Genomic DNA, 25,019 nt, shown 5'->3' with positions numbered 1-25,019 from the left:
GCCCCGATCCGTCGTCGTCCTATCCGTTCATCCGGCGAAACACCGTCGTGCCGCCACGGACGACCTGCTCGCACAGCGGCCGGCCGATCCAGTACGCAAGCTCGGACAGCGAGCCGACCGACCACGCGGCGAAGTCGGCCTGGCGACCGACCTCGAGTGCGCCGTGGCGATCCGCGCGGCCGAGCGCCGCCGCCGCATGGCGCGTGACGCCTTGCAGCACTTCGGGCACCGTCATGCGGAACAGCGTGCAGCCCATGTTCAGCGTCAGCAGCAGCGATTCGAGCGGCGACGTGCCGGGGTTGTGATCGGTCGCGAGCGCAATGGGCACACCGTGCTTGCGCAGCAGGTCGATCGGCGGCAGTTGCGTTTCGCGAATGAAGTAATACGCGCCGGGCAGCAGCACGGCGACCGTGCCGGCCGCCTTCATCGCCTCGATCCCCGCTTCGTCGAGAAACTCAAGGTGGTCGGCCGACAGCGCGCGATAACGCGCGGCGAGCGCCGTGCCGCCCGCGTTCGACAACTGCTCCGCATGCAGCTTCACGGGCAGCCCGCGCCGCGTCGCGGCCTCGAACACGCGCTCGGTCTGCGCGAGCGAGAAGCCGATGCGTTCGCAGAACACGTCGACCGCGTCGACGAGCCCTTCGTCGGCGAGCGCCGGCAGCATGCGCTCGCACACTTCGTCGATGTATTCGTCGGCACGCCCCGCGTATTCCGGCGGCAGCGCGTGCGCGCCGAGGAACGTGGTGTAGACCGTGACCGGGAAGCGCTCGCCGAGCTGGCGCGCGACGCGCAGCATCTTGCGCTCGCTCGCGAGGTCGAGCCCGTAGCCCGACTTGATCTCGATCGCGCTCACGCCTTCGGCGAGCAGCGGTTGCAGGCGCGCGGCGGCCTGCACGAACAGCGTCGTCTCGTCGGCCGCGCGCGTCGCGCGCACCGTCGACACGATCCCGCCGCCCTGCCGCGCGATTTCCTCGTAGCTGACGCCGGCGAGGCGTTGCGCGAATTCGTCGGCACGCGTGCCGCCATATACAAGGTGCGTATGGCAGTCGACGAGGCCCGGCGTCACCCACGCGCCGTGCAGATCCTCGCGCTGCCAGTGAGCGTAACCGTGCGGCAGCGCGGACATCGCGCCGAGCCACACGATCGTGCCGGTTTCGTCGACGGCGATCGCCGCGTCGTCGATCGTTTCGTCGGGATGGCCGTGCGGACACAGCCTCAGGTGATGCCAGACAGTCGGTTTCATGCGTTCAGTCTCGTTCGCCGACGGCGAGCGACACGGCGAGCAGCACGCCGCCTCCGCTCACGACGACGTCAAACGCACGTTGCGGCCCGTCGAGCCGCAACGTGTCCATTTCCTGCAGCGCGTAGTGCGCGCCGTCGATGTCGACGCCAACCGCACCGGTCGCGCAGAACAACAGCACGGTATCGACGCGCTCGACGCGGTGCGTGCCTGCGCGCCACACGTCGAGCGTGCCGCGCGCGGCCGAACGGCGCGTCATCAGGTTGAAGTCGCGCGTCGCGCCGTCGTGCAGCGTCGCATCGATCGCCGTTTCGCCGGCGAAATCCGCGCGCGCGAGCGGTGCATCGAGCACGTGCTTCGCGCCGCCCCCTTCCGCGAGCGTCATGCCCGCGCCGGACAGCAGCACGAGCGTGCGGTCGATCCCGTCGAAACGCGAGAACGGCCCGGGCATGCCGACGTCGGCGACACTCACGCGCCACGCGAACGCATCGAGCGCGGCGCCCGGCGGGTACGCCCCGATTTCGCGCGTCACGCCGCCGCCGTTCTTCCACGGCGACGCGACGAGATCCGCCGCGCGGATCAGCGCGGCGGCCGGCGTCGCGTTCACCGGCGCCTGATGGAGCGCCGTCATGCTCAGCGGCCGAGCATCGGCAGCTTCAGGCCGGCTTCGCGGGCCGTCTGCTGCGCGAGTTCGTAGCCGGCATCCGCATGGCGCATCACGCCCGTCGCCGGGTCGTTCAGCAGCACGCGGCCGAGACGCTCGTGCGCGTCGGCGGTACCGTCGGCGACGATCACGACGCCCGAGTGCTGCGAGAAGCCCATGCCGACGCCGCCGCCATGGTGCAGCGACACCCACGATGCACCGCCTGCCGTGTTCAGCAGTGCGTTGAGCAGCGGCCAGTCGCTGACCGCGTCCGAACCATCCTTCATCGATTCCGTCTCGCGGTTCGGGCTCGCGACCGAACCCGTGTCGAGGTGGTCGCGGCCGATCACGATCGGCGCCTTCAGTTCGCCGTTCTTCACCATCTCGTTGAACGCCTGGCCCAGACGATAGCGATCCTTCACGCCGACCCAGCAGATCCGTGCCGGCAGGCCCTGGAACGCGATGCGCTCACGCGCCATGTCGAGCCAGTTGTGCAGGTGCGGATCGTCGGGGATCAGCTCCTTCACCTTCTGGTCGGTCTTGTAGATGTCTTCCGGATCGCCGGACAGCGCGACCCAGCGGAACGGGCCCTTGCCTTCGCAGAACAGCGGGCGGATGTATGCCGGCACGAAGCCCGGGAAGTCGAACGCGTTCTCGACGCCCATTTCCAGCGCCATCTGGCGGATGTTGTTGCCGTAGTCGAGCGTGGCCGCACCGCGTTCCTGCAGCGCCAGCATCGCGCGCACCTGGACCGCCATCGACTGCTTCGCGACCTTCACGATGCTCTGCGGATCGACCTTCTGCGCTTCGCGCCATTGCGCGACGGTCCAGCCTTGCGGCAGGTAGCCGTTGATCGGGTCGTGCGCGCTCGTCTGGTCGGTCACGCAGTCCGGCGTGATGCCGCGCGTGACGAGTTCCGCGAACACGTCGGCCGCGTTGCCGAGCAGGCCGACCGACACCGGCTTGCCGGTGCGCTTCGCGTCCTCGATCATGCCGAGCGCTTCGTCGAGCGTCGTCGCCTTCTTGTCGACGTAGCGCGTCTTCAGGCGGAAGTCGATCCGCGTCTCGTCGCATTCGACCGCGATCATCGAGAAGCCGGCCATCGTCGCGGCCAGCGGCTGCGCGCCGCCCATCCCGCCCAGGCCGCCCGTCAGGATCCAGCGGCCCGACGGATCGCCGTTGAAGTGCTGGTTGGCGACCGAGAAGAACGTTTCATAGGTGCCCTGAACGATGCCCTGGCTGCCGATGTAGATCCAGCTGCCGGCCGTCATCTGGCCGTACATCATCAGGCCCTTGCGGTCGAGCTCGTGGAAGTGATCCCAGTTCGCCCAGTGCGGCACGAGGTTCGAGTTCGCGAGCAGCACGCGCGGCGCATCCTTGTGCGTGCGGAACACACCGACCGGCTTGCCCGACTGGATCAGCAGCGTCTCGTTCTCTTCGAGATCCTTCAGCGACGCGAGGATCTGGTCGTAGCATTCCCAGTTGCGCGCCGCGCGGCCAATGCCGCCGTACACGACGAGCGCATGCGGATGCTCGGCGACTTCCGGGTCGAGGTTGTTCTGGATCATCCGGTAGGCCGCCTCGGCCAGCCAGGTCTTGCAGACTTTCTCGCTGCCGCGCGGCGCGCGGATCGTGCGCGTCGGATCGAGACGGGGATCGATGTGTTTCGGATGGTTCATGACGACTGCTCCCGAAGGAAAATGACTATCAAATAGGAATCAGAAATGCCCGGTGAAGCGATAACGGCTGCCGGGGTGCCACAGATTCGCCACCGAGGCGACGACGCCCTGCGACCAGGTGCGCCGATGTAAAACCAGACACGGCTCGACGTCGTCCATCCGCAGCTGCTCGCGCCGCTCCGGCGCCGGGGCCGCCGCTTCGATCCGGTACTCGACGCGCTGCAGCGGCGCCGCGCGCATCAGGTACAGGTTCGGCGTCGTGTTCGTGAAATCCTGCTCGGCGTAATCCGGCGCAACCGCCGGATTCACCCATCGTTCTTCGAGCTGCACCGGCTCGTCGTTCTCGAAGTGCAGCACCTGCGAATGAAACAGCTTCGTGCGCACGGCCACCTGCATCTCGTCGGCGAGCGCGTCGTCGGCGCGGATCGTGTCGAGGCCGAGCACGCTGGCACGATACGCATGCCCGCGTGCGCCGACTTCCTCCGAGATGCTGCGGATCGCGACCAGCGTCGACTCGTACTTCGGCCGCGCGACGTAAGTGCCCGCGCCCTTCATGCGCGTGAGCACCTGCTCGGCCGTCAACTCGCGCAGCGCGCGATTGACCGTCATGCGCGCCACCTTGAATTCGCGCGCCAGCTCGTTCTCGGACGGCACCTGATCGCCCTCCTCCCACTCGCCCGCATGAATGCGGCCCAGGATGAAATCCTTGATCTCCTGGTAGACCGGCGCGCTCATCGGCTTACTGCTCCGATGCGAACGAGAACGGTGCGACCTTCGCGAACGCGCGCTCGCCGACCAGCTTCGCGATCGCCGCGATGTCCGGTGCGAAGTAGTGGTCGAGCTCGTAATGTGCGACCTTGCTGCGGATCGTTTCCATCACCGGCGTCAGCTTCGGACTCGTGTGGTACGGCGCGCGCAGGTCGACGCCCTGCGCGGCGGCCAGCAGTTCGATCGCGAGGATGTGCTTCGTGTTGTCCGCGATGTCGGCGAGCTTGCGCGCGGCGAACGTCGCCATCGACACGTGGTCTTCCTGGTTCGCCGAAGTCGGCAGCGAGTCGACCGATGCCGGGTGCGCGAGCGTCTTGTTTTCCGAGGCGAGCGCGGCCGCCGTCACGTGCGCGATCATGAAGCCCGAGTTCACGCCGCCGTCCCTCACGAGGAACGGGGGCAGGCCCGACAGCGTCGCGTCGATCAGCAGCGCGATGCGGCGTTCGGCCAGCGCGCCGATTTCCGCTGCGGCGAGCGCGAGGTTGTCGGCCGCGAACGCGACGGGCTCCGCGTGGAAGTTGCCGCCCGACAGCACTTCGCCGGTGTCCGGGAAGATCAGCGGGTTGTCCGACACGGCGTTCGCTTCGACCAGCAGCACGTCGGCCGCATGGCGCATCTGGTCCAGGCACGCGCCCATCACCTGCGGCTGGCAGCGCAGGCTGTACGGGTCCTGCACCTTGTCGCAGTCGCGGTGCGACTGGTTGATCGGCGAGCCTTCGAGCAGGTCGCGATACGACGCCGCTGCGTCGATCTGGCCTCGATGGCCGCGCAGTTCATGAATGCGTGCGTCGAACGGCTTCACCGAGCCGGCTGCCGCGTCGACCGACAGCGCGCCCGCGACCAGCGCGGTGCGGTACAGGTCTTCGATCGCGAACATGTTGTCGAGCGCCAGCGCGGTCGATGCCTGCGTGCCGTTCAGCAGCGCGAGACCTTCCTTCGCCTGCAGCGTGAGCGGCGCGAGGCCCGCGACGCGCAGACCGTCGATCGCGCTCGCGCGCTCGCCGCGGATGAACACTTCGCCGACGCCGAGCAGCACGGCCGACATGTGTGCGAGCGGCGCGAGGTCGCCCGATGCGCCGACCGAGCCCTTCACCGGGATCAGCGGCAGCACGTCCGCGTTGAACAGCGTGATCAGCGCGTCCATCACTTCGCGGCGGATGCCCGAATGGCCGCGGCCGAGGCTCGACAGCTTCAGCGCCATCAGCAGCCGCACCGACGAACGCGCCATCGGCTCGCCCACGCCGACGGCGTGCGACAGCACCAGGTTCTTCTGCAGCAGTTCGAGCTGATCGTGCGGGATGTGCGTGCTGGCCAGCCGGCCGAAACCCGTGTTGATGCCGTAGGCCGGCTCGCCCTTCGCCGCGATGTCGGCGACGGCCTTCGCGCCGGCGTCGATCTTCGCGAAACTCGCCGGGTCGAGCGTGAGCTGCACCGATTCGCGCGCGATCTGGCGCAGTTGCGGGAGGGTCAGGTGGCCGGGGGTCAACGTAATCATGTGAGCAATCCTGTCTAGACAAGTTCGGAATGGATTGAAGTGTAGCTACGCCAACTTGTCTAGACAACCCGTTTTTCACAGATTTCGACTCGGGAGTTTCCCTGATGCCCGGTGCGGCCCGCCGGATCGGCGCGCGCGAACCGGCTCTTAACGTATGTTGCGATTATTTTGTTCTTGGCAACATGCGGATCATCAGCGCGAAGGACTACGGCGAAGGACGCGTCACGCTCGAATCGGGCCGCGCGGCCGCCTACGTGATGGACGACGTGCTGCTCGCGGGCGCGCGCCAGCTCGCCGCGAAGCCGGCCGACTGGCACCTCGTCGGCACGCCGCAATCGTCGGAAGCCTACGGGTTCATGCTGCGCAAGGACGATCCGCAGTTCAAGGCGCTCGTCGACGGTGTGCTCGTGCAGTTGATGAAGCGCGGCGACATCGACGCGCTGTACGACAAGTGGTTCATGAAGCCGGTGCCGCCGAAGGGGCTGTCGTTCGACTTCGCGATGAGCGACGTGATCAGGGCGCGCTATGCGGCGCCGAACGACGCGCCGCTCGAATGAGCGCCGCGCACCGGCTTCGGCTCACCCGCGCGTCCACGCGACGCACGCGGCGTAGCCGGATGCCGCGTCGAACCACGCCGCATCGAACGCCGCGACGCCCGCGGCGGGCGCGGCCGGCTCGACGATCGTCGTCGCGGGGGTCGCGGCATCGCGCGGCGGCACGACCGCGAACGCGCCCAGGCCGCCGACGATGCCCGTGCCGAGCGCCTTGAGCAGCGCCTCCTTCGCGCACCAGACGCGCATGAATTCGCCGGCGCGCGCGGCGGCCGGCAGGCCGTCGAGATAGGCGGCCTCGGCGGGCGCGCAGACTTCACGCGCCAGTGCGCGCCAGTCGGCCACGCGATCGCAGCCCTCGATATCGACGCCGACGCGGCCCGCGGGCGCCCACGCAAGCAGCGCATGATCGCCCGCATGCGACACGTTGAAGTCGAGCGACGTGCAATGCGCACCGTCCAGCGACGGACGCCCCGACGCGTCGACGACGATCGCGACCGCCTGCGGCGCGATGCCGAGGGCCGCGCCGAGCACGTCGCGCAGCGCGGCGCGCGTCGCAGCGCTGCGCACCGCATCCTCGTGTCTCAGGAAGCGCGCCGCCCGCGCGCGCTCGGCTCGGTCGAGCGCCGCGAACGCGGGCGACGCAAGCTGCACGCGCCAGTCGAAATCGATGCGCGCGAGCCGCACGCCGGCACGGGAGGCGGCGGGCGGCGCGTCGAGCGCCTGCATGCGCCACGCGCGCGGAGTTTCGGACGAGGAAGCGAAATCGGGTGGGACGAGCATCGACGTGCGGCGGCCTGTGGGATCAAACGTCCGATGTTAATCGATCACGCGGCGCGGCGCGCCGTCGCGGGCCGCCGGTGTCGATGGCGGCGGCGGCGGCAGTCGGCGCGTTGCGCCGCGCGGGTGCCGCCCCTGCCGGCATGCGCATGCGTGCAACCGCTTCGTCAGCCGTTCGCCGCGACGCCCGGTACGCCGCCGCCCGCGGGCCGCCGACGCGATGCCGGGTGCAGCGCGTGCACGTTGCCCGGCGCATCGGCCGGCAGCACGCCATGCTGCAGCCAGTAGAGCGCCACCGGCCACAGCGTGTCGGTGAAGCGGCTGTGGAAAAACGCGAAATGGCCGATCGCATCGACGCCGATATCGGCCGGCGCGATTCGCAGATGCGTGACGTCGCTGCCCGTGTAGTAGCCGACCAGCCGCTCGATCGCGTCGACCGTGCCGAAGCCGTCGTCGTCGAGGCCGATCGCGAGCATCGGCGCCGACAGCGCCGCGAAGCGGGCGGGCAATGCGGCGCGGCTCGCGGCGGGCTCGGCGAGCAGGCCGCGCGTGTAGCCGTCCTCGAAGCGTGCCTGCGAGCGCACCCACGACAACGCGACGCCGCGCGGCGTGTCCTCCATCCAGCCGAGCCGCTTCGCGGGCACGTAGCCGAACACGGCCGCGAGCACCGGCATCGCGACGTGCCACTTCCACCACATGCGCCGCCGTTCGACCGGCAGGTAATCGCGCCAGTACGCATATTGCGCGCCGACCGTCACCGCATGCCGCACGTGAACGTTCGACGCCGCGAGCCCGAGCACGAACCCGCCGATGCTGTGCGCGACGACGTCGATCGGCTGGCCCGGGAACGCGTCGCGCGCGTATTGCAGCGCGGCTTCGCAATCGAGCCGCCCCCAGTCGAGCCAGTTCGCGCGCAGCTTCGCAAGCTGCGCGGGGCGCGACCCGCCGATCCCGCGGTAGTCGTAGACGAGCACGTCGCGCCCCTGCGCGAACAGCCACGCCGCGAAACGAAAGTAGTAGTCGCACCGCACCGACGTCGCGCAATTGACGACCGTCACCGGTCGCACGACACTGCCGCCGCGATGGCGCCACACATGGCCGCGCAATACATAGCCGTCGGCCGCGCGCAGCGTCACGGGCTCGGGCGGCAATGCGTCCGTCGCCCGGTTGCCCGGCTTCGGTCCGTCGACTTCGTTCGAAAATGTCATCGTGTCTCCACCTGCGCTCCGCCACCCGCGCACAACCCACGCGCACCGGCTCCGGCCCGCCCTTCCACGAGGCGTTACGCCACGCACCAGCCTCCATTGAACTTGACGCGCCCCGCGTTCTCAACCAATCTTGCTGCTCCGTTCGCATGAGTCACGCGCATGTCAACGCCGCTCGTCCGTCTCCCGTCGCTCGACCTCGTCCGCGGTTTCGTCGCCGTCGGGCGCCGCATGAGCATCACGCTCGCCGCGCAGGACCTGTGCGTCACGCAATCGGCCGTCAGCCGCCAGGTCCACGCGCTCGAAGCGCATCTCGGCGTCGCGCTGCTGCAGCGCGGCTACCGGAGGATCACGTTCACGCCGGAAGGCGAGCGGCTGTTCCGCGTCGCGGATGCGGCGCTGCACGACCTGCAGGCCACCGTCGCATCGCTCGCCGCCGCGCGCGAGCGCCAGCCGGTCACGATCACCGCGAGCATCGGCGTCACCGCGCTGTGGCTGCTGCCGCGGCTCGGGCGGCTACAGGCGCGCCTGCCGGAGATCGACCTGCGCGTGGCCGCGAACGACAAGGTACTCGATTTGCGTGCCGAAGGCATCGACCTCGGGATCCGCTATTGTCCGCGCGACCGCGCGCCGGCCGGCGCGCTGCGCCTGTTCGACGAGATCGTCGTGCCGGTCGCGCATCCGGCGCTCGCCGCGCGGCCCGTCACGAACGCGGCCGCGATCGCCGATCACGTGCTGCTCGAATTCGACGGACCGCCGCAGCCGCAATTGCAATGGCGCGCGCACCTGCACGCGGCCGGGCTCGGCGATGCGCGCGCGAAAGGCGTGCTGCGCTTCAACCAGTACGACCAGGTGATCCAGGCCGCGATCGCGGGCCAGGGCGTCGCGCTCGGCCGGCTCGCGCTCGTCGCGCCGATGCTCGCGGACGGCCGGCTCGCGGTGCTCGGGCCGCACACGCAGGCGCTGTCGGATGCATACGGCTACTGGCTGTTCCAGCACGATCCGGCCCCGCGCCGCGAAGTCGCCGACGTCCGCGACTGGATGCTCGCCGAAGCCGCCGAATGCGACGCCGCGATGCGGGCGCACGACACGGCATCGGCGTGAGCCGGCGCGGCCTTCACGAACCGGCCTGAACATGGCCGGACGCGCCCGCCCCATCGCCCCTCGTCGCATTCCTTCCACGCATGCCAATCTGACCGAATGATCGCTTGAGCGACGACGAGCCCGATCGTCTAATCGGATCGAGCGCGGCCGTTTTGCCGCGCGTCCCTTCCGGAGACACGCATGACCCCGATCGAACAGGAAGTCCGCCGCCGCTGGCTGCCCGTACTGGCCGGCGGCCTGATCATGGGCGTCGCGCTCGGCATCCGGCACGTGCAGGGCCTGTTCCTCGCACCGGTGTCGCTCGACCACGGCTGGTCGCGCGAAGCGTTCGGGCTCGCGCTGGCGCTGCAGAACCTGATCTGGGGCGTCGCGCAGCCGTTCACGGGCATGGTCGCCGACCGCTTCGGCTCGCTGCGCGTGATCGTCGCCGGGATGCTGCTGTATGCAGCCGGGCTCGTCACGATGGCGCATGCGGCGTCGACCGGCCTGTTCACGGTCGGCGCCGGGCTTGTGATCGGCATCGCGTTGTCGGGTTCCGCGTTCGCGTCGATCTATGGCGCGCTGAGCCGCCTGTTTCCGCCGGACCGGCGCGGCTGGGCGCTCGGCGTCGCGGGCGCGATCGGCGGGCTCGGCCAGTTCTGCATGGTGCCCGTCGCGCAGACGCTGATCGGCGGCATCGGCTGGCGGCACGCGTTCATCGCGCTCGCGCTCGTCGCGGCACTGCTCGCGCCGCTCGCCGTGCTGCTGCGCGACCGGCCCGCGCAGGCGGCCGGCGCCGCCGCCGGCCCCGATCAATCGATCGGCGAAGCCGTGCGCGAGGCGTTCGCGCATCGCGGCTTCTGGCTGCTGAACGCGGGCTTCTTCGCATGCGGCTTCCAGCTCGCCTTCATCGCGACCCACCTGCCCGCATACCTGCTCGACCACGGGCTGCCGGCGCGCCACGCGAGCATCGCGCTCGCGCTGATCGCACTGACCAACGTGGCCGGCACCTATGCGTGCGGCCATCTCGGCGGGCTGCTGCGGCGCAAGTACGTGCTGTCGGTGCTGTATCTCGTGCGTGCGCTCACGATGGCGGTCTTCGTCGCCGCGCCGCTGTCGCCCGCGAGCGTCTACGGTTTCGCCGCCGTGATGGGATTCACGTGGCTCGGCACCGTGCCGCTGACGAACGGCGTGATCTCGCAGGTGTTCGGCGTGCGCTACATCGCGACGCTGTTCGGCTTCGTGTTCTTCGGGCACCAGCTCGGCAGCTTCTTCGGCGTCTGGCTCGGTGCGCTCGTGTACGACGCGACGCATTCGTACATGCCGCTGTGGATCGGCTCGATCGCGCTCGGCGTCCTCGCGGCGCTGCTGCACCTGCCGATCGACGACGCACGCGTCGCGCGCCCCGCAGCGGGCAACCCGGCGTGGGCATGATCCGCGCGGCGCTGGCCGCCGCCGCGCTCGCGTTCGTCGCGTGGTGCGGCGCGGCCTATTTCAGCGCCGGTGTCGCGTACGCGCTACTCGAACACGTCGCGTTCTGCAATTGATGCGGCCACCCTGCGCGCGCGCTCAGCGGCGCTTGGGCAATGCAGCCAGCGCATCGAGCGCGCGGGCGCGCGCGGCCGCGTGCTCGACGAGCGGTTCCGGATAGTCGACGCCGAGCCGTACGCCCGCCGCGTCGAGTTCCAGCGGCGACGCTTCCCACGGCGCATGGATCGATGCATTGTCGAGGCCGGCGAGCTCGGGCAGCCAGCGCCGCACGTACGCGCCGTCCGGGTCGAACTTGCGCCCCTGCGCGACCGGATTGAAGATGCGGAAATACGGCGCGGCGTCGGCGCCGCAGCCGGCCACCCACTGCCAGCTCGCCGCGTTGTTCGCGGGATCGGCATCGACCAGCGTGTCCCAGAACCACGCTTCGCCCGCGCGCCAGTCGACCAGCAGGTGCTTGATCAGGAACGACGCGACGACCATCCGCACACGGTTGTGCATCCAGCCGGTCGTCCACAGTTCGCGCAAGCCCGCATCGACGAGCGGATAACCGGTGCGCCCGCGCTGCCATGCACGTAACGCGGCGGGGTCGTCGCGCCACGGCATCGCATCGAACTGCGAACGGAAGTTGTCGGTCGCGAGCGCCGGGAAGTGATACAGCAGCATGTAGCTGAACTCGCGCCAGCCGAGTTCGCTCAGGAACTTGTCGGCGTGTGCGGCATACGCCGCGCCGCCCGCGTTCGCGGCGCCCTGCACCGCGTGCCACACCTGTCGCGGCGACACGTTGCCGAAGCGCAGGAACGGCGACAGCCGGCTCGTCGCGGGCCGGTCGGGACGGTCGCGCGCATCCGCATAGCCGGCAAGCGCCGTCGTCAGGAACGCGTCGAGCTGCGCGTGCGCACCGGCTTCGTCGGGCGCGGGCCACGCGTCGCGCAAGCCGCCGGCCCAGTCCGGCACCGGCGGACGCAACGCAAGCGCGTCGAGCGCCAGCGCGCGCTCGCGCACGGCCTTCGGCCACGGATGAAACCCGATCCGTTCGGGCGCCGGCAGCGGCGCGGCGACCGTGCGATCGCGGCGCGCCGCGCGCCAGTACGCGGTGAACACCTGGTACGGGCCGCCGCTGCCGGTCAGCACCTCCCACGGCTCGTTCAGCAGGCTGCCGTTGCTGCTCTCGACCGTGACGCCGCGCGCCTTGAGCGATGCCTTCAGCGCCGCGTCCGCATCGCGCTGCGGCTGCGCATAGCGGCGGTTCCAGTACACGGCCTGCGCCCCCGTGTCGTGCACGACGCGCTCGATCTCGCGCGGCGCGTCGCCGCGCAACAGCAGCAGGCGGCCGCCGTGACGCGCGAGCGTCGCATCGAGCCCGGCCAGCGACCCGTGCAGCCACCAGCGCGCCGCGCCGCCGGGCGGCCGCCCGGCGCCGTCGCCCGTGTCGTCGACGAACACGCAGACGAGCGGCCGGCCCGACGCCACCGCACGCGTCAGCGCGGGCTGATCGGTCACGCGCAGATCGTCGCGGAACCAGACGATCGCAGGAGCAACGGACGAATTCGCAGACACGGGCACCTCGATGACGCAAACGGGAAGACGCGTATTGTCGCGGCTGCGCCGCACGGTGTCGACGTCGGACGCTCACGACGGTCGCACCGCCCTGCCGCCCCGGTGAAACGCCTTAGTCCATATCGACGATTCTTCGCCGCGTACGCCGGCCTACGCTCGTTGTCGGGTGCGCCACACTGCGCGGCACGAACGGGCATCGAACGCCCCGCGCGTGCCGATCCGCACCCGCCGCGCGCGCCGGCCGATACCGGCGCGGCTCCTTCCGACCGCCGCGACGCACCCCGCCACCCGGATACGCGCGGCTTCACCCGATACGCCGCCATGACCAAACCCTCGAATCTCGTCACCTCGATCGTCGTCGACATCGACGCGCCGGCCGCCGTCGTCTGGGAAGTGCTGACCGACTTCCCGCGCTACGGCGAATGGAACACGTTCTGCGTCGGCTTCGAAACGACCGGCAAGCTCGGCGATTTCGTGCACATGCAGGTGCGCATTCCCGGCACGGAAACCGTGATTCCGGTCAGCGAGATCCTCGTCGCGTACGAACCCGAACGCCTGCTGTCGTGGGAGCAGCGCCCGACCGACGACAACAAGGACGCGGCACGCCGCGACCAGTACATCGATGCGATCGACGCGCAGCGCTGCCGCTATTTCACGACCGACCAGTTCCTCGGCATCAACGCGGACACGATCATGCGGAACCACGGCGCGTGGGTGAAACAGGGCTTCGACCAGTGCGCACGCGATGTGAAGCAGCGCGCCGAAACGCTCCATGCGGCACGCCGGCGCAATCGCGCGTGACCGGGCGCCGACGATGCCCGATCTGCAAACGCTGTCCGACCATCACGACCTCCGCGAGCTGATCGTCGCGTATTCGACTGCGCTCGACGGCGTCTTCATGCCCGATGCGGCGATCGACTATCGCGCGATGGGCGGCATCGCCGGCCGCTATCCGGCGGTGAAGGCGTGGCTGCGCACCGTGCTGCCGCGGTTCCCGCACTACCAGCACCTGGTCGGCAACCTGTCGATCCGGCTCGACGGCGACCGCGCGCACGGCCGCACGAGCTGCTTCAATCCGATGGAAGTCGTGCTGCCGGACGGCGGCACGCAGGTGATGTTTCTCGGGCTGTGGTACGTCGACCGGTTCGTGCGCACCGCGCACGGCTGGCGTATCGCCGAACGCGTCGAGGAACGCGCTTACAGCCACAACGTGCCGGCCGCGCTCGCGGGCGCGACCGGTTGATCCGCCACGATGCGCGCGCCGTGCGAAGGTCGCCCGGCGCGCCACGCCGGCGGCGACGTCAATCGAGCCGGAACGCCGCCTCGAAGCGCGCGACGAACGCGTCGAACTCGGTTTCCGGCAGATGGTTGATGCCGCCCGCGCGCTTGCGCCCGCCGCCGGTCGGAAAACCGCGACAGAATTCGTCGGCGCCGAGCGCCCGGCCGTCGGGCACGCGCACGCTGACGACGAGCCCACCGTCCGCGCGCGGCGACAGCACCGCGAGCGCCGCATGCGGCGCGTTGCGCATCCGCTCGTTCGCGAGCATGCCCGTCGCGCGCCGCGCCCACGGATGGTCGGGCATCCGCACCAAGGTCGCACCGGGCACCTCGCGCAGCGGTGCGAGCGCGCATGCACACGCCATGTCGTCGCGGTAGCCGTCGCGCAGCGCGGCGAACACGCGCGTCCCGCGCACGAAATCGAGCGGATCGACACAGGGCAGCATCGCGTCGGCGAGCGCCGCCGGGTCGAAATGCAGATCGCCGACACACTCGCCGTACGCGTTGTAGTTCAGGTAGAGGCCGAGTTCGGCGAGCGTACCGCGCTCCGCTTCGTCGATGCCATGCTCGCGCGCGAGCGCATCGCCGAGCGCCGGCAGTTCGTCGCCGAACGCCGCGACGATCGCCCAGCGCACGTGCCGGCCGCCGAGATAACGGTTTACGATCGCGCTAGTGCAAACGTCGGCCGCCGTGTCGATATGCGCGTCGAAGCGCGGATCGTCGGGCAGCGCGCCCGCGAAGTGATGGTCGAAGTAGCGGACCGTCGCGCCGTCGCGCAGCAGCCGTGCGCACGCGTCGCGATTCTGGTCGTGCGACACGTCGAGCACGGTGACAAAGTCGCCCGCCCGCGCGTCGATCCGCTCGAGCAGCTTGATGTCGCGCTTCACGCCGGTCACGAGCGTGCCGTGCACGCCCTCCGCGAGCCGCAGTTGCTGAAGCGCGCACAGCCCGTCCGCGTCGCCGTTGAACGCAAAGAAATGTCGTGCGTTGTCGTTGTCCTGCATGATCCTTTGCTCCGTCGTCAGGGCATGAAATCGCCGCCGTTCGCGTCGAGCGTCGCGCCCGTCACCGCGTTCGCGTAGTCCGACGCGAGGAACAGCGCCGCGCGCGCGCAATCGTCGTCGGTCGGCAGCTTCGCGAGCGCGAGGTTCGCCGCGATCGGCGCGACGACCTGTTCTTCCGTCATCCCGTACTCGGCGGCCGCCTGCCGGAAATACGCCTGCGTCGGCACGCCCCACATCCACCCCATGTGGATGCTGTTCGCGCGAATGCCGTGCACGCCGAGTTCGCGCGCCAGGTATTTTGCCGCAACCGCGAGCGCGCCCTTCGAAACAGCGTAGCCGCCTTCCCCTGCAAACGGCTTGCGGGTCGCCTGCGTGTTGATCATCACGATCGCGCCGCGCCTGCGCCGCTTCATGTGCGGCACGACTTCCTGCGTGAGCGCCATCGTGCCGAACACGTTGGTGTCGAACACCGCGCGCCAGCCGTCGAGGTCCGCGTCCTCCACCGGTTCCGGGAACGTACCGTGCACGAATGCGCTGTTCACGAGCGCATCGATCCGGCCGAAGCGCTCGACGGCCTGCGTCGCGAGCTGCCGGCATTGCGCGCGGTCGGTGATGTCGGTCCGCACCTTCAGCACGTCGCAGTCGACGCCGAGCGCGCGGATCCGTGTTTCGGCGTCGTCGAGCTTTTCCATCGTGCGCGCCGCGACGACCACACCGCGCGCGCCCTCGCGCGCGGCCTCGACGGCGAGCTTCACGCCGAGCCCCGGCCCGATTCCGGATATCACGACGATCTTGTCTTTCAGCAACATGGGGTGTCTCCTGTTTGTCGTTCGTCTCGCGGGCGCGGCCGTCAGCCGGCCGCCCGCAGATGCCGCGCGCGATACGCGGCGAAGTCGCGCGCGAGCTGCGCATCGGTGAACCCGAAGCGCGCGATCGAATAGTCGTGCGCGGCGCGCCTGTCGCGGCCGTTGCGCGCCAGCCAGTCCGCCATCGCCGCGCGCTGCCGCGCATCGAGCGACATGCCCGCGAACGCGTACACGGCCTCGGCGACGCCGCGCGGATTCGACACCGTGTCTTCGAAACGCACGTCGAGAAACCGCTCGGCCGGCAGCGCGTCGCGCGCGGCCATCGCCGCGGCGATCGCGCGCGCCATACCCGCGTTCCACTGCGCGCCGACGGCGAGCGGATCGGGATCGTCCGCATACATCCGCCACAGCGTGTGCGCCATGCTCGCCATCGACGGTATCGTCTGCGCCGGGTCGCGGTGCGTGAGCACGACCTGCGCGCGCGGAAACACGCGGCACAGCACGTCGAGCGCATGCAGGTGCTGCGGCGTCTTCAACAGCCAGCGCGCGGCCGGCGCAACGCCGCGACGCGCCTTCTGCCACTGCAGGAACTGCAGCATCCGCTTCAGGTACGCATAGACCGGCGTGAGATCCTGCCGCGCAAGCCACGCCGTGTAGCGCGGCACGTTCGCGTACGAATCCATCGCGCACACGAACGCATGCTCCATCAGCATGAACTCCTCGTCGGCGAGCATCGCATCGAGCGGATGGATCGTCAGGATCTGCGGAATGCAGTCGATCATCGTTGCGACCTCGGCCTGCGCGCGCGCGATGCGCACCGTCGGCTCGGCCAGCGTCTCGCCCGCGAGCGGCGCCGGGTAGCGGGTTTCCCACCATGCGGCCGAATGAAAACGCGGATCGACGGCCAGCAGCCGCTGCAGCAGCGTCGTGCCCGTGCGCGGCAGGCCGACGATCACGAGCGGATCGTCGATTTCGATTTCTTCGATCTCCGGATGACGCCGAAAGTAGTCCTCGACGACGAGCCGGTTCACGAGCTGGCCGACGAGTTTCTCGCGCATCATGTCGGCGCCGCGCGCAGACAGGTTCGCTTCGTCGATCAGCGACGCGCACATCACGTCGAGCGCCTCGCGATACGGCCCGTCGCCGAACGCGCTCAGCCCGTTCGCGCGCGACACGGCTTCGGCGATCAACCCGTCGGCGGCGAGCAGCGTGCGAGTCCGGTCGAGCGGCGCGTTCATGCGGCCTCCTTGAGCGTCGCGAGCTTCACCACCCGCGTGCGCGGATGCACCGGTTGCGCGGCACCGACCCAGCGCCAGCAGATCGTGCCGGTGCGATGGCCGGCCGTATCGAGCCAGTTCGCGTCGCCCGGCCGCGCGGCCGCGACGACCACCGTCACGCCGCCGTTCGCATTCAGCCGCGCGCGATGCTTGTTCACGCAGATGTCGAAGTAGCGGTAATCGAGCGACTCCATCCAGTAGTTGTTGAGCTGCACGTTCCAGAAATCGCAATCGGGCACCGCATCCACGTCGATCACGAGCGCTTCGTCGTCGGCCAGCGACCAGCACGAGTGGTAGTAGTAGATGTTCGGATCGCCGCCGACCGACTGGCACAGCGCCTGATCGGCGGGCGGCAGCGCGTTCACGTGCGACCGGTAGCTCGCGGCCCAGTCGGCGAACAGCTTCGACGTCTGCTCGACGAATTGCGCGGCGCGCATGAGGCCGCCTTGCAGCACGAGCGGATCGAGCGGCGCCGGGCACGCGTGCGCGCCGATGCGCTCGATCTTCAGTTGCGCGGGGGTTTCCGCGCGCCGGTCGAGGAACGTCTGGCGCACCAGCAGCGCGTTCGTGCCCGGCTCCATGCGCACCCAGTTGCCCGCACGCGGCGTCTCGCTCAGCACGATCTCGAAGCTGCCGTCCGCCGCGATCTCGAGCTGCTTCGCGTCGAGAAAGCCGGTCTGCAGCATCTTGCCGTCGGTCTCGTAGCCGCCCTTCTGCGTGCCGAAGCTCAGATAGGCGACCGTACCGCGCCGCCCCGTCACGCGATATTCGCAGCGGCCGTCGACGCGTGCGTACTGGTACAGGTTGTCGGGGTTGTCGGCGCCGATCTTCGCGGTCTCGTGCGACGGCGAGAAAAAGCCGGGCCATGCGCCGTCCGCGAACTCGACGTGCATGTCGAGCGCGATGCGCATCAGCCGGCTCAGGTAGCGGAATCCTTCCGCGCGCGTGAGCGGATCGTCCGGCGCCTCGGTGCGCAGGATCTGTTGTCCGCTGCGTTTCAGGGTGTCGCAGAAGTCGGCCCAGGTCTGGCCCGAAAGCAGCTGCGTCGCACGTGTGTCGTCCGTCATGTGTCGTCTCCGCCGATGGTCGAGCGCTCACCTTAAGCGCCGCCGCCGCGCGCCACTTCGTCCGGGTGGACTAAGGAAAGATCCGCCCCGCCGCCGTGCCGCGGTTTAGTCCACCCGGACGAAGAGCGGCATGCCACCCGCTCGATACCGTCGGTGTCATGCACGAAACGCCGCACATGTCGCGCGGCGCCGGCATGAGACAAGGAGACGAACGATGTTGACCCACTTGGAGCGGCTGGAGGCCGAAAGCATCCACATCATGCGCGAGGTGGTCGCCGAGAGCGAGAACCCGGTGATGCTGTATTCGATCGGCAAGGACAGCTCGGTCATGCTGCATCTCGCGATGAAAGCGTTTTACCCGGCGAAGCCGCCCTTTCCGCTGCTGCACGTCGATACGACGTGGAAATTCCGCGAGATGATCGCGTTTCGCGACGACACGGCCGCGCGGCTCGGCCTCGACCTGCTCGTGCACGTCAACCCCGACGGCATCGCGAACGGCATCGCTCCGTTCACGCACGGCTCGGCCGTGCACACCGACGTGTGGAAGACGCAGGGGCTCAAGCAGGCGCTCGATCGCTACGGCTTCGACGCCGCGTTCGGCGGCGCGCGCCGCGACGAGGAGAAATCGCGCGCGAAGGAGCGCATCGTGTCGCTGCGCTCGGCGCAGCACCGCTGGGACCCGAAGCGCCAGCGCCCCGAGCTCTGGTCGCTGTACAACGCGCGCAAGCGCCAGGGCGAAAGCCTGCGCGTGTTCCCAATCTCGAACTGGACCGAGCTCGACATCTGGCAGTACATCCGGCTTCACGACATCCCGATCGTGCCGCTCTACTTCGCGAAGGAGCGGCCCGTGGTCGAACGCGACGGCGCGCTGATCATGGTCGACGACGATCGCCTGCCGCTGCGCGCAGGCGAAGTGCCGCAGATGCGCAAGGTGCGCTTTCGCACGCTCGGCTGCTATCCGCTGACGGGCGCTATCGACAGCGACGCGACGTCGCTCGACGACATCCTGCGGGAGATGCGCGAGACGCGCACGTCCGAACGGCAAGGACGGCTGATCGACAGCGATTCAGCCGGCTCGATGGAAAAGAAGAAACAGGAGGGATATTTCTGATGGCACACGTTCTCACCGCGCCCGACACGCTCGCGCGCCCCACTCCCGATACGCGCGCTGCCGACGACGCGCACACGCCACCCCAGGACCTGCTGCGCTTCATCACGTGCGGCAGCGTCGACGACGGCAAGAGCACGCTGATCGGCCGCCTGCTCTACGAATCGAACCTGCTGTTCGACGACCAGCTCACGCAGCTCGAAGCCGATTCGAGGAAGGTCGGCACGCAAGGCGGCGAACTCGATTTCGCGCTGCTCGTCGACGGCCTGTCGGCCGAGCGCGAGCAGGGCATCACGATCGACGTCGCGTACCGCTTCTTCGCGACCGCGCGGCGCAAGTTCATCGTCGCGGACACGCCCGGCCACGAACAGTACACGCGCAACATGATCACCGGCGCATCGACCGCCGATCTCGCGGTGATCCTGATCGACGCGCGCAAGGGCGTGCTCACGCAGACGCGCCGCCACAGCCATCTCGTCGCGCTGATCGGTATCCGGCGCGTGGTGGTCGCGATCAACAAGATGGACCTCGTCGACTACGACCGCGCGGTGTTCGAGCGCATCGACGCCGACTATCGCGCGTTCGCGGCCGAGCTCGGGCTCGCGGAGATCGTCAGCATCCCGATGTCGGCGCTGCGCGGCGACAACGTGATTGCATCGAGCACGCGCATGCCGTGGTACGCGGGCCCGACGCTGATGCAGCATCTCGACACGCTGCCGCTCTCCGCGCGCGTCACGCGCGACGAGCCGTTCCGGCTGCCGGTGCAGTGGGTCAACCGCCCGCACCTGAACTTCCGCGGCTACGCGGGCAGCATCGCATCGGGCGAGATCCGCGTCGGCGAACGCGTGCGCGTGCTGCCGTCCGGCAAGGAGAGCCGCGTCGCGTCGGTGATCACGCCGCGCGGCGAAGGCGACGTCGCGCGCGCCGGCGATGCGGTGACGCTCACGCTCGCCGACGAGATCGACATCAGCCGCGGCGACCTGATCGCGCGCGCGGATGCGCCGCCCGAAGTCGCCGACCAGTTCGAGGCGACACTCGTATGGATGCACGACGCGCCGCTGCTGCCCGGCCGCCCGTATCTCGTGAAGCTCGGCACGCAGACGGTCGGCGCGACCTGCGCGACGCCGAAGTACAAGATCGACGTGAACACGCGCGAGCATCTCGCGGCACGCACGCTCGCGCTCAACGAGATCGGCGTGTGCAACCTGAGCTTCGACCGGCCCGTCGCGTTCGATCCGTACGCGTGCAACCGCCAGACGGGCGGCTTCATCGTGATCGACCGGCTGACCAACGACACGGTCGGCGCCGGGATGCTGCACTTCGCGCTGCGCCGCGCGCACAACGTTCATTGGCAAGCGGTCGACGTCGACCGCGACGCGCGCGCCGCGCAGAAGGCGCAGACACCGCGCATCGTATGGCTGACGGGGCTGTCGGGCGCCGGCAAGTCGACCATCGCGAACCTCGTCGAGAAGCGGCTGCACGCGCTCGGCAAGCACACGTACCTGCTCGACGGCGACAACGTGCGGCACGGGCTCAATCGCGATCTCGGCTTCACCGAGGCCGATCGCGTGGAGAACATCCGGCGCGTCGCCGAAGTCGCGCGGCTGATGCTCGACGCCGGGCTCATCACGCTCGTGTCGTTCATCTCGCCGTTCCGCGCGGAACGCGACATGGCGCGCGCGCTCGTCGGCCCCGACGAGTTCGTCGAAGTATTCGTCGACACGCCGCTCGCGGTCGCCGAGGAGCGCGATCCGAAGGGTCTGTACAAGAAGGCGCGGCGCGGCGAGCTGAAGCACTTCACCGGCATCGACTCGCCGTACGAGCCGCCCGCGCAGCCCGAACTGCGCGTCGACACGGTCGCCGAGTCGCCCGAGGAAGCGGCGGAGCGCATCGTCGCGTACCTCATGCGCGAGCGCGCGGCGTAAGCGCCGCAGGCGGCCAGCCCGGCCGTTGCCCACCTGCCCGCCTGCCCACGTCGCCTACTCTGTTCGGATGACGCGGGCCGCCGGCCGGCCGGTATGCTGGCTCGGGAACCCTTCATCCCGATCCAGGAGAACACGAGCATGCCCATCGCGCTGGCACCCGGCGAGCCGGCCGCGCACGACGGCTTCGACGACGCCGCATGGACGGCGCGCGAGCTCAGCGCGTGGCTCGGGCTCGTCTATCAGGGCCCGTCGGAAGCGACGCCATGGGCCGGCTTCCTCGAAGCGGTACGCGAGCGGCTCGACGCGCGCTTCACGACGCTCGTGCTGCGCAATCCGGGCGGCGCCCGGCACGGGCTCATCATCAACGCGTCGGCACACGGCCCGCTGCTGCCAGGCGAGCCGTCGTACAGCCAGCAGTTCTACGCGCTGTGCCCGTTTCTCGACCAGCCGCCCGGCCGCGTCTTCACGGCCGATCGGCTGTTCGGCGAAACCGCGTGGCGCGCGCACGATTTCTACCGGCAGTACCTGCAGCCGCTCGACCTGCGCTACATCCTCGGCGCGAACCTGCGCGGCGAACGCGGCGTCGAATGCGCGTTCTTCGTGAGCCGCGCGCACGGCGGCCGCGATTTCGACGCGGCCGAACGCGCGCGGGTCGCGACGCTGCTGCCGCACCTGCAGCGCGCGGTCGAACTGCACGCGGCGTTCGACGTGCTCGATGCCGAACGTGCGTTGTACGCGGGCACCGTCGACCGGCTCGATGTCGGCACCGCGATCGTCGACGAGGACGGCCGCGTGATCAAGCGCAACCGCATCGCCGAGCGGCTGATCGCGCAGCAGGACGGGCTGTGCGTGCGTCAGGAGCGGCTCCATGCGTCGTGCCCGCTCGACGAGCGCCGGCTGCAGAAGGCGCTGCAGGCCACGCTCGAGCATTTCCGCGCGGGCGCGCTCGCGCGCATCGAAGCCACCACGCTGTCGCGCCCCGGCGGCGCGATGCCGCTGAGCGTGCTGCTGCGCCCGCTCGCGCCCTACCGCGGTGCCGAGGACCGCCGGCACCGGCCGGCCGTCGCGGTATTCGTCCGCGATCCGGCGTCGTCGCCGCAGACGTCGCGCGACATGCTGCATCGACTGTTCCGGCTCACGCCGATGGAAACCGAAATCGCGCTGCTGCTCGTCGACGGGCTCACGCTCGACGAGGCCGCCGCCGCGACCGGCATCACGAAGAACACAGCGCGCGCGCACCTGCGCGGCATCTTCGCCAAGACGGGCGCGACGCGGCAGGCCGTGCTGGTGAAGACGCTGCTCAACAGCGTCGTATCGATGGCATAGCGCATCGCGACGACGGCCGCCGCCGGACGGGCTGCGCAACGACCGATGCCTCACCATGCGGGCGGATCGCGACACACATTTCATGTCATACGTCATCAGACATGAATGGTGTAGCCACATATCACATGAATTCCCCGATATCTGGGTAAATTCCGGGTAAACCCGTGACGCATCCGCCAACGCTCAGGCGTACCATGTCGTACGACGACATACTACATAAATCGCCACCCCGACGCTGACGCGCGCCACCGCCCCGTCCGCCGACGCCCGACCGGAGACACGCTTGAACCCGCCCTCGCCCGCCCTGCCCGGACGCGACCCGCTCGCTTCCGCCGTCTCGAAAGTGAAATGGCACGTGCTGCCGCTCGTGCTGATCATGTTCATCGCGAACTACATCGATCGCGTGAACGTCGGCTTCGTCGATCGCCACCTCGAAGCGTCGATCGGCATCGGCGCGGCCGCGTACGGGCTCGGCGCCGGCCTGTTCTTCGTCGGCTATGCGCTGTTCGAAGTGCCGTCGAACCTGCTGATGCAGCGCTACGGCGCGCGCGTCTGGCTCGCCCGGATCATGGCGACGTGGGGCATCGTCGCGGCCGCGATGGCGTTCGTGTGGAACGACACGTCGTTCTACGCGCTGCGCTTCCTGCTCGGGGCGGCCGAGGCCGGCTTCTTCCCCGGCGTCGTGCTGTACCTGTCGCAATGGCTGCCGCCGCAGGAGCGCGGCAAGGCGATGGCGATCTTCCTCGGCGGCTCCGCGTTCGCGTCGGTGCTGTCCGGGCCCGTGACCGGCGCGCTGCTGTCGATCCGCGGCTTCGGCCTCGAAGGCTGGCAATGGATGTTCCTGATCGAAGGGCTGTTCTCGGTCGCGCTGTGCGGCGCGAGCTGGCTGCTGCTCAAATCGCACATCCGCGACGCGACGTGGCTCACGGCCGAAGAACGCACGGCGCTCCAGAACGCGCTCGACGACGAACGCGCGACCCGCGACGTCCGCTCGAACGTGCCGGTGCGCGCCACCGCGCTGCTGCGCGATCCGCAGATCATGCTGTTCTGCTTCCTGTACTTCTCGATCCAGCTGACGATCTACGCGGCCACGTTCTGGCTGCCGACGATCATCCGCAAGATGGGCGGCCTCACCGATTTCCAGGTCGGCCTGTACAACACGATTCCGTGGATGATCGCGATCGGCGCGATGTACGGCTTCGCGGTGCTGTCGTCGAAGTGGAAGCATCCGCAGCGCTGGCTCGCGTGTGCACTCGTGCTTGCCGCATGCGGGCTGTTCGCGTCGACGTCGCACGACCCGGTCTGGTCGTTCGCGTCGATCTGCTTCGCCGCGCTCGGCTTCAAGGCCGCGTCGTCGCTGTTCTGGCCTATCCCGCAGGGCTATCTCGACACGCGCGTGGCCGCGGCCGTGATCGCGCTGATCAACTCGGTCGGCAACCTCGGCGGCTTCGTCGCGCCGACGGCCTTCGGCTATCTGAAGCAACATACGGGTTCGATCACGGGCGGCCTGTATGCGCTCGCGATCGCTTCGCTCGTCGCCGCGGTCGCCGCGCTGTTCGCGCGCACCCACCGGCGCAGCGACCCGCCGCGCGGCCTGCCGGCCGACGCCTCTTTCACGAACGCTTCGATGCTCCGCCATGCCGACCACTGACCGCCTGACCGTCGTCGTCTCGAATGCCGCCGACGGCGACCTCTCCACGTTCTCCCTCGCCGGCGACGGCACGCTCGCGCCGCTCGCCCGCCATGCCGCGGCCGACGTCGCGATGCCGATCGCCGTGCAGGCCGACCGCACGCGCCTCTACGTCGCGACGCGCGGCGAACAGCCGACGATCGTCGCGTTCCGCGTCGTACCGGCCACCGGCGCGCTCGTGCGTATCGGCGCGACCGCGATCGACGCGAGCCATGCGTACCTGTCGCTCGACCGCAGCGGCCGCTGGCTGCTCGGCGCGTCGTACGGCGGGAATTCGCTGAGCCTCTACGACGCCGCGCGCGTGCGCGACGGCGACGGCACGCCGCTGCAGGTCGCGCCCGGCATCGCGAATGCGCATTCGGTAATCGTGTCGCCGGACAACCGTTTCACGTACGTCAGCTCGCTCGGTTCGGATCGCGTGTTCAGCTTCGCGCTCGTCGAGGATGCGGCCGGCGTGCGCGCGCTCGAACATGGCGAAACGCGCGTGCCGGCCGGGTTCGGGCCGCGTCACCTGCGATTCGCGCGCGACGGCCGCGCGCTCGTCGTCGTCAGCGAATTCGACGGCACGCTCGCGACGTTCGCGCGCGACACCGACACCGGCCGGCTCGGCGATGCCCATGTGAGCGCACGCCATCCGGCCGTCGCCGAACTCGCGCACGGCCATGCGCGGCCGCCCGCGCCCGCCGAGCCGTCCGTCTGGGCCGCCGACCTGCACCTGATGCCCGACGAGCGTTTCGCCTACGTCAGCGAGCGAACGTCGAGCCGCCTGCTCTGCTATCGCCGCGGCGAAGACGGCACGTTCGAACCCGCGCACGCGACCGCCACCGAAACGCAGCCGCGCGGATTCGCGATCGACCCGTCGGGACGCTGGCTCGTCGCCTGCGGCGAACAGTCGGAATACGTGTCGGTGTACGCGATCGCGCCGGACGACGGCACGCTGACGCCGCACGCGCGCGTGCCGGGCGGACGCGGGGCGAACTGGGTCGCGATCGTCTGACGCAGCGGCACGTGCGAGATGATCCCGCCGGCACATCATGCGGGCCGGT

The 25,019-nt window shown here is 69.6% G+C and carries 22 protein-coding genes and 1 pseudogene; 11 read left to right on the top strand and 12 right to left on the bottom strand.

Going from position 1 to position 25,019, the window contains the following annotated elements; genetic code table 11:
• Window positions 1-19: 19 nt before the first annotated feature.
• Genes hutI through hutH form a run of 5 tightly spaced genes read right to left on the bottom strand, consistent with a single transcriptional unit; the run spans window position 20 to window position 5,825 of the window.
• Window positions 20-1,243 carry an imidazolonepropionase gene (gene hutI, locus HWX08_RS15640; protein WP_069257107.1) on the bottom strand — a complete coding sequence of 408 codons (1,224 nt, stop codon included), beginning with the start codon at window positions 1,241-1,243 and terminating at the stop codon, window positions 20-22.
• Window positions 1,244-1,247: 4 nt separating this feature from the next.
• On the bottom strand, window positions 1,248-1,871 hold the full coding sequence (locus HWX08_RS15635; RefSeq protein ID WP_174922443.1) for a HutD/Ves family protein: 624 nt from the start codon (window positions 1,869-1,871) through the stop codon (window positions 1,248-1,250).
• 2 nt (window positions 1,872-1,873) lie between these two features.
• Entirely contained in the window at window positions 1,874-3,562 is a 1,689-nt protein-coding gene (gene hutU / locus HWX08_RS15630) for a urocanate hydratase (protein ID WP_174922442.1), read from the bottom strand.
• Window positions 3,563-3,601: 39 nt separating this feature from the next.
• Window positions 3,602-4,297 carry a histidine utilization repressor gene (gene hutC, locus HWX08_RS15625; RefSeq protein ID WP_174922441.1) on the bottom strand — a complete coding sequence of 232 codons (696 nt, stop codon included), beginning with the start codon at window positions 4,295-4,297 and terminating at the stop codon, window positions 3,602-3,604.
• Window positions 4,298-4,301: 4 nt separating this feature from the next.
• Window positions 4,302-5,825: a histidine ammonia-lyase gene (gene hutH, locus HWX08_RS15620; RefSeq protein ID WP_069257111.1), complete on the bottom strand. Its 1,524-nt coding sequence runs from the start codon at window positions 5,823-5,825 to the stop codon at window positions 4,302-4,304.
• Between the two features lie 179 nt (window positions 5,826-6,004).
• On the opposite strand from hutH, the pseudogene HWX08_RS15615 reads away from it, so the two are divergent.
• Window positions 6,005-6,382 (top strand): annotated as a pseudogene (locus HWX08_RS15615) (amino acid ABC transporter substrate-binding protein); the annotation flags it as partial.
• Window positions 6,383-6,403: 21 nt separating this feature from the next.
• On the opposite strand, the gene HWX08_RS15610 reads toward HWX08_RS15615, so the two are convergent.
• The gene (locus tag HWX08_RS15610; RefSeq protein WP_174922440.1) at window positions 6,404-7,159 is read right to left on the bottom strand and encodes a 4'-phosphopantetheinyl transferase family protein; all 756 of its coding nucleotides are present in this window, start codon (window positions 7,157-7,159) and stop codon (window positions 6,404-6,406) included.
• A gap of 164 nt (window positions 7,160-7,323) precedes the next feature.
• Complete coding sequence (locus tag HWX08_RS15605; RefSeq protein ID WP_174922439.1) at window positions 7,324-8,364, bottom strand: alpha/beta hydrolase family protein; 1,041 nt, start codon at window positions 8,362-8,364, stop codon at window positions 7,324-7,326.
• A gap of 159 nt (window positions 8,365-8,523) precedes the next feature.
• On the opposite strand from HWX08_RS15605, the gene HWX08_RS15600 reads away from it, so the two are divergent.
• The 3 genes from HWX08_RS15600 to HWX08_RS34610 all read left to right on the top strand — a co-directional run bounded on the left by HWX08_RS15600 (window position 8,524) and on the right by HWX08_RS34610 (window position 10,991).
• Window positions 8,524-9,465, top strand: a complete 942-nt coding sequence (locus HWX08_RS15600) for a LysR substrate-binding domain-containing protein (RefSeq protein ID WP_174922438.1) — start codon at window positions 8,524-8,526, stop codon at window positions 9,463-9,465.
• A gap of 180 nt (window positions 9,466-9,645) precedes the next feature.
• The gene (locus HWX08_RS15595; RefSeq protein ID WP_174922437.1) at window positions 9,646-10,878 is read left to right on the top strand and encodes an MFS transporter; all 1,233 of its coding nucleotides are present in this window, start codon (window positions 9,646-9,648) and stop codon (window positions 10,876-10,878) included.
• Window positions 10,869-10,991, top strand: a complete 123-nt coding sequence (locus HWX08_RS34610; protein ID WP_279610513.1) for a hypothetical protein — start codon at window positions 10,869-10,871, stop codon at window positions 10,989-10,991. The genes HWX08_RS15595 and HWX08_RS34610 overlap by 10 nt, the downstream gene beginning before the upstream one ends.
• Before the next feature lie 22 nt (window positions 10,992-11,013).
• On the opposite strand, the gene HWX08_RS15590 is transcribed toward HWX08_RS34610, so the two are convergent.
• On the bottom strand, window positions 11,014-12,492 hold the full coding sequence (locus HWX08_RS15590) for a cryptochrome/photolyase family protein (RefSeq protein WP_174922436.1): 1,479 nt from the start codon (window positions 12,490-12,492) through the stop codon (window positions 11,014-11,016).
• Between the two features lie 321 nt (window positions 12,493-12,813).
• Here HWX08_RS15590 and HWX08_RS15585 point away from each other — a divergent pair, with 321 nt between their 5' ends.
• Window positions 12,814-13,293 (top strand): SRPBCC domain-containing protein, encoded by a 480-nt coding sequence (locus tag HWX08_RS15585; RefSeq protein WP_069257117.1) that lies wholly within the window; start codon window positions 12,814-12,816, stop codon window positions 13,291-13,293.
• 13 nt (window positions 13,294-13,306) lie between these two features.
• Window positions 13,307-13,735, top strand: a complete 429-nt coding sequence (locus HWX08_RS15580; protein WP_174922435.1) for a nuclear transport factor 2 family protein — start codon at window positions 13,307-13,309, stop codon at window positions 13,733-13,735.
• Window positions 13,736-13,793: 58 nt separating this feature from the next.
• Here the strand turns inward: HWX08_RS15580 and HWX08_RS15575 are convergent, their stop codons facing one another.
• Genes HWX08_RS15575 through HWX08_RS15560 form a run of 4 tightly spaced genes read right to left on the bottom strand, consistent with a single transcriptional unit; the run spans window position 13,794 to window position 17,924 of the window.
• Window positions 13,794-14,774 carry an acetyltransferase gene (locus HWX08_RS15575; protein WP_174922434.1) on the bottom strand — a complete coding sequence of 327 codons (981 nt, stop codon included), beginning with the start codon at window positions 14,772-14,774 and terminating at the stop codon, window positions 13,794-13,796.
• Window positions 14,775-14,791: 17 nt separating this feature from the next.
• Window positions 14,792-15,583 (bottom strand): SDR family oxidoreductase, encoded by a 792-nt coding sequence (locus HWX08_RS15570; protein ID WP_174922433.1) that lies wholly within the window; start codon window positions 15,581-15,583, stop codon window positions 14,792-14,794.
• A gap of 41 nt (window positions 15,584-15,624) precedes the next feature.
• Complete coding sequence (locus HWX08_RS15565; RefSeq protein WP_174922432.1) at window positions 15,625-16,818, bottom strand: sulfotransferase family protein; 1,194 nt, start codon at window positions 16,816-16,818, stop codon at window positions 15,625-15,627.
• Window positions 16,815-17,924 (bottom strand): DUF1214 domain-containing protein, encoded by a 1,110-nt coding sequence (locus tag HWX08_RS15560; RefSeq protein ID WP_174922431.1) that lies wholly within the window; start codon window positions 17,922-17,924, stop codon window positions 16,815-16,817. The genes HWX08_RS15565 and HWX08_RS15560 overlap by 4 nt, the downstream gene beginning before the upstream one ends.
• A gap of 130 nt (window positions 17,925-18,054) precedes the next feature.
• Here HWX08_RS15560 and cysD point away from each other — a divergent pair, with 130 nt between their 5' ends.
• From cysD to HWX08_RS15535, 5 genes are all read left to right on the top strand, one after another.
• The gene (cysD, locus tag HWX08_RS15555; RefSeq protein ID WP_174922430.1) at window positions 18,055-19,035 is read left to right on the top strand and encodes a sulfate adenylyltransferase subunit CysD; all 981 of its coding nucleotides are present in this window, start codon (window positions 18,055-18,057) and stop codon (window positions 19,033-19,035) included.
• Window positions 19,035-20,957, top strand: coding sequence for a sulfate adenylyltransferase subunit CysN (gene cysN / locus HWX08_RS15550; protein WP_174922429.1), 1,923 nt, complete (start codon window positions 19,035-19,037; stop codon window positions 20,955-20,957). The genes cysD and cysN overlap by 1 nt, the downstream gene beginning before the upstream one ends.
• A 138-nt stretch (window positions 20,958-21,095) precedes the next feature.
• Window positions 21,096-22,283 (top strand): helix-turn-helix transcriptional regulator, encoded by a 1,188-nt coding sequence (locus tag HWX08_RS15545; RefSeq protein ID WP_174922428.1) that lies wholly within the window; start codon window positions 21,096-21,098, stop codon window positions 22,281-22,283.
• Window positions 22,284-22,566: 283 nt separating this feature from the next.
• Window positions 22,567-23,934, top strand: a complete 1,368-nt coding sequence (locus tag HWX08_RS15540) for an MFS transporter (RefSeq protein ID WP_069257125.1) — start codon at window positions 22,567-22,569, stop codon at window positions 23,932-23,934.
• Window positions 23,921-24,970, top strand: coding sequence for a lactonase family protein (locus tag HWX08_RS15535; RefSeq protein ID WP_174922427.1), 1,050 nt, complete (start codon window positions 23,921-23,923; stop codon window positions 24,968-24,970). The genes HWX08_RS15540 and HWX08_RS15535 overlap by 14 nt, the downstream gene beginning before the upstream one ends.
• Window positions 24,971-25,019 lie beyond the last annotated feature (49 nt).

The organism is Burkholderia metallica, assembly GCF_902832845.1.
GTDB lineage: Bacteria > Pseudomonadota > Gammaproteobacteria > Burkholderiales > Burkholderiaceae > Burkholderia > Burkholderia metallica.
This window is presented reverse-complemented; position numbering and strand designations above follow the sequence as displayed.